Raw genomic sequence first — 3,347 nt, forward strand, 5'->3', positions numbered from 1 at the left:
GCTTAAGAAAAAAACGGTAATTTTGTCAGACTAATTTGCACAGTGAGTGGGTGGGTATCACCGGAATCACTGGGTGGGTATCGCCGGAATATGCAATGAACTAAAACAATATGGGACTATTGCCGCTTAAAAAAGCTGTTTTTATAACGAACTATTGAGTTTATAAATTTACTAAGCAGAGAGATATAAACTTTAATAAAGCTTATCAGTTAAATAAATCGGAAAAGGGGACCGTAGAAATTGATTATATTAGTTTTATTTATGATCCTCTAACCTGTTTATTATAATGACATTTTAAATCCTCTTTATAGTTTTCAAGTTTCAAGTTAAGTTCCTTGCACTCCTTACTTCTGCCGATGGAACATCCTTTCTCTACCGACCATAACTCCGGCAATGTATCTGCTTTGACGCTGAACTGGGTATTTGTCCCGTCAATGGTAATCCTTCCCAGAACCGGACATTTACCGTTTTTCTTCTGTTTATTACGATTGATATAAAATAATATTTTGAATGTACTCCTTTTCATAATCATTGTGGTTTAGGTTGTATAATAGTCTACAAGTTTGAATTGTCCGGAAAGGCGTTTGGATAATTGCTTTGCATCCTTTGCTATTTTATCGAGCGATAACTCAGCGTAGCCCTGCGTGGTTTTGATGTGGCGGTGCCCGAGCATAAGGCTTACCGTTTCGATAGGCACTCCTTCGGATAATGTGATTAAACTGGCAAATGTATGGCGCCCCATGTGGAAGCCGATCATCTTATTCATATTGCTGTGTGTGGCAATATAATTCAGGCTCCGGTGTACGGTTTTCATCTGGGGGACAGAAAATACTTTTCCATCAGGGGCAGTCCCCCTGTATTTTTCAATAATGGCAAGTGGAATATCCATCAACCGGACATGATATTTGATACCCGATTTTATCCGTTTGGCTATTATCCACTGACTGCCGTCTTCTTCTTCGGTTATTTTATCATAGGTCAGGTGCTTTATATCCACATATGCCATACCCGTGAAACAGGCGAAAATGAATATATCCCGGCTGATGTTCCGTTTGAGAGCCGGATCAATCTCAAATGTCATTATCTTATCTAGTTCCTTCCTTGTCAGCGTTCTGTGTTCTCTTGTACGTTCTTCGGGGATAAAACCATCAAACGGGTCCCGGAAAAGTATTCCCTGATTGACAGCATTGCGAACTACTTTTCGAAAAAAAACAACATAACCGACAGTGGTGCTTATTTTGAATTTTTTATCAACCCGCAGAAAATGGTAGTATTCTTCAATGAAGGAATAGGTTAATGCCTTGAAGGGAATATCTGATAGATTCTTTTTCTTACGAAGGAATGTTTTCAGCCATCGGTATGAATATTTATATTCTGCAAGGGAGGATTCTTTTAAATCAACACCCAGCCGTAGTGAAGCATCGTTAACCATTTTTTCAAAATGTACAATAACAGTATCTTGTGTAGAGGCGATACCTTGCATCGCATTCTTTACATCAATGGCAGATACTTCCGGCTGTACCTCTATTAACTCCTTGTAACGAGCCTGAATTAGGAGATTGATCCGGTTAATCTCCCTGTTAATTTCTAATGCGGCATTCGACTTCCCTATCATCCTGCCTGCCTTGATATCCCACAGTTCGGCATCGGCTTCCGTTTTTAGGCTGAATTGAGAAACTGTTTTACCGATTCTGATACGTCCCATGATGGGAGACAGTCCATCTTTTTTTGCCTGATTCTTTTTTAGGTAGAACAAAACCTTTAGTTCTGATTTCATAAACTCTCATTTTTATGTACATAAAAATACCTTCAAATGAGCTATATGATTCTATGTAAAATGCAGACAAACAGCGTATAATAATCCCGATTGGAATTTGATTGCTTTACAACAGCAGATTTGCTTTATTCTCTCTTCCATTCAGTTCTTTCTTCGTATTCTGCTTCACTTTTCGCACCTTAAAATGGGTAACGAATTGGTAACGGAAGTTTCGCTAAAAACCGCATTTATCTGCATTTTTTAGTTTGGAGAATTAAAGCAGAATAACGTAATTGACCCTGAAATACAATTAGTTACTTTATTTCTCATCGATATGCAAATTCAGGTCACACTGATATCAAAATGACACAACGCTATGCAAAAGTTTTAGACCAGAGTATCCTTCGGGATATGCAAGGTGTAAAAGAAAGTTTTGCGAAGTAGATTGAATAAATGAAAAAACGGCTGACTCATTCTCACGAATGTTCAGCCGTTCAGATAGCTCAAGAATAACACTTATAAAGAACTGTCATAAGCGGGACGAAACCGTTTTTCCAAAATCTTTCTAATATCAGATTCACGAAACAGAACCTTTCCCGGTAACTGAATAAATGGCAAAACTCCGTTATTCCGGTAATCCTGTAAAGTGCGTCGAGATATTTTGAGGATAGAACAAAGTTCCTCGCTTGTCAGATAACGCTCACCATCAAATAATGGCTTATGCGTTTTCAGGATGTGTTCGATATAAGGCAAAGCATTGTTTAACGCTTGCAATAGTTCCCGGCTATCTTGATTGGTATATAGTTGCATGGAAAAGTTATTTGGAATTGATTTTACCTTGTTCCAACAGAGATTTCACTTCGGATATCCGGTAATAGATTTTCTTTCCGATGGTGGAGAATGACAGTGTACCGCTTTCACGAAGATGTTGCAGTCGACGAGGCGGCAGATTAAGGGAAGCAGCCAGTTCTTTGCCCTCTATCCACTCCTGTTCTATGCACAGGGTATTATTAGATGGTCGTTTCGGAACTAATGAAGCTATCCGTTCCAGTTTCTTTTTGAAGGAATCAAAAGATTCTTTTTCTATTGCGATAATATCCATATTTATTCGGTTTATTACATTCTACCAACAAATATAGATGAAGAAGGAAACGGTTTTGAGAAATGGGATGTGGTGGCGTTAAGTTTCAGGTAATGGCTTAGTTGTTGGTGTTTAAAGTAGGAATGTAGCGAAAAATTCAATATTAACCATTGTTTCCGACAAAATACCTATCTTTGCACTTGTAATTCAATTCATTGTCAAATTTATGAAGTGGCAACTCTGTATATAGCTACCCAGCTTCGGGTCTGTCGGGGAATATCTCTCCGGCATTAAATCGTTATGCCCGTATCCTACACAGAGTTTAATCAATAAAATTATTAATGATTTGCTTGCAACACTTTCATAGTGTTGTTCAGGCATGCCGTTTCATAAAAATAAATGAATTATACATATAAACAATAGTTCGTTATAAATTTCTATAGTTTTTACGCTATTCATGCAGTTCTATAGGTTGCTATATCAATTAGTTCTTTGACAAGTTTGTCATTT

Annotated in this window: 4 protein-coding genes; all 4 read right to left on the reverse strand. The window is 37.7% G+C overall.

The window, feature by feature from the left end:
- Positions 1-259: 259 nt before the first annotated feature.
- Positions 260-526 carry an Arm DNA-binding domain-containing protein gene (locus D0T84_RS21710; protein WP_163310015.1) on the reverse strand — a complete coding sequence of 89 codons (267 nt, stop codon included), beginning with the start codon at positions 524-526 and terminating at the stop codon, positions 260-262.
- 12 nt (positions 527-538) lie between these two features.
- Positions 539-1,777, reverse strand: coding sequence for a site-specific integrase (locus D0T84_RS21715; protein ID WP_163310016.1), 1,239 nt, complete (start codon positions 1,775-1,777; stop codon positions 539-541).
- A gap of 495 nt (positions 1,778-2,272) precedes the next feature.
- Positions 2,273-2,566, reverse strand: a complete 294-nt coding sequence (locus D0T84_RS21720; RefSeq protein ID WP_163310017.1) for a helix-turn-helix domain-containing protein — start codon at positions 2,564-2,566, stop codon at positions 2,273-2,275.
- Positions 2,567-2,573: 7 nt separating this feature from the next.
- Complete coding sequence (locus D0T84_RS21725) at positions 2,574-2,858, reverse strand: helix-turn-helix domain-containing protein (protein ID WP_163174919.1); 285 nt, start codon at positions 2,856-2,858, stop codon at positions 2,574-2,576.
- Positions 2,859-3,347: the final 489 nt, after the last annotated feature.

This window comes from Dysgonomonas sp. 521, from assembly GCF_010501055.1.
In the GTDB taxonomy this organism is placed as follows: domain Bacteria; phylum Bacteroidota; class Bacteroidia; order Bacteroidales; family Dysgonomonadaceae; genus Dysgonomonas.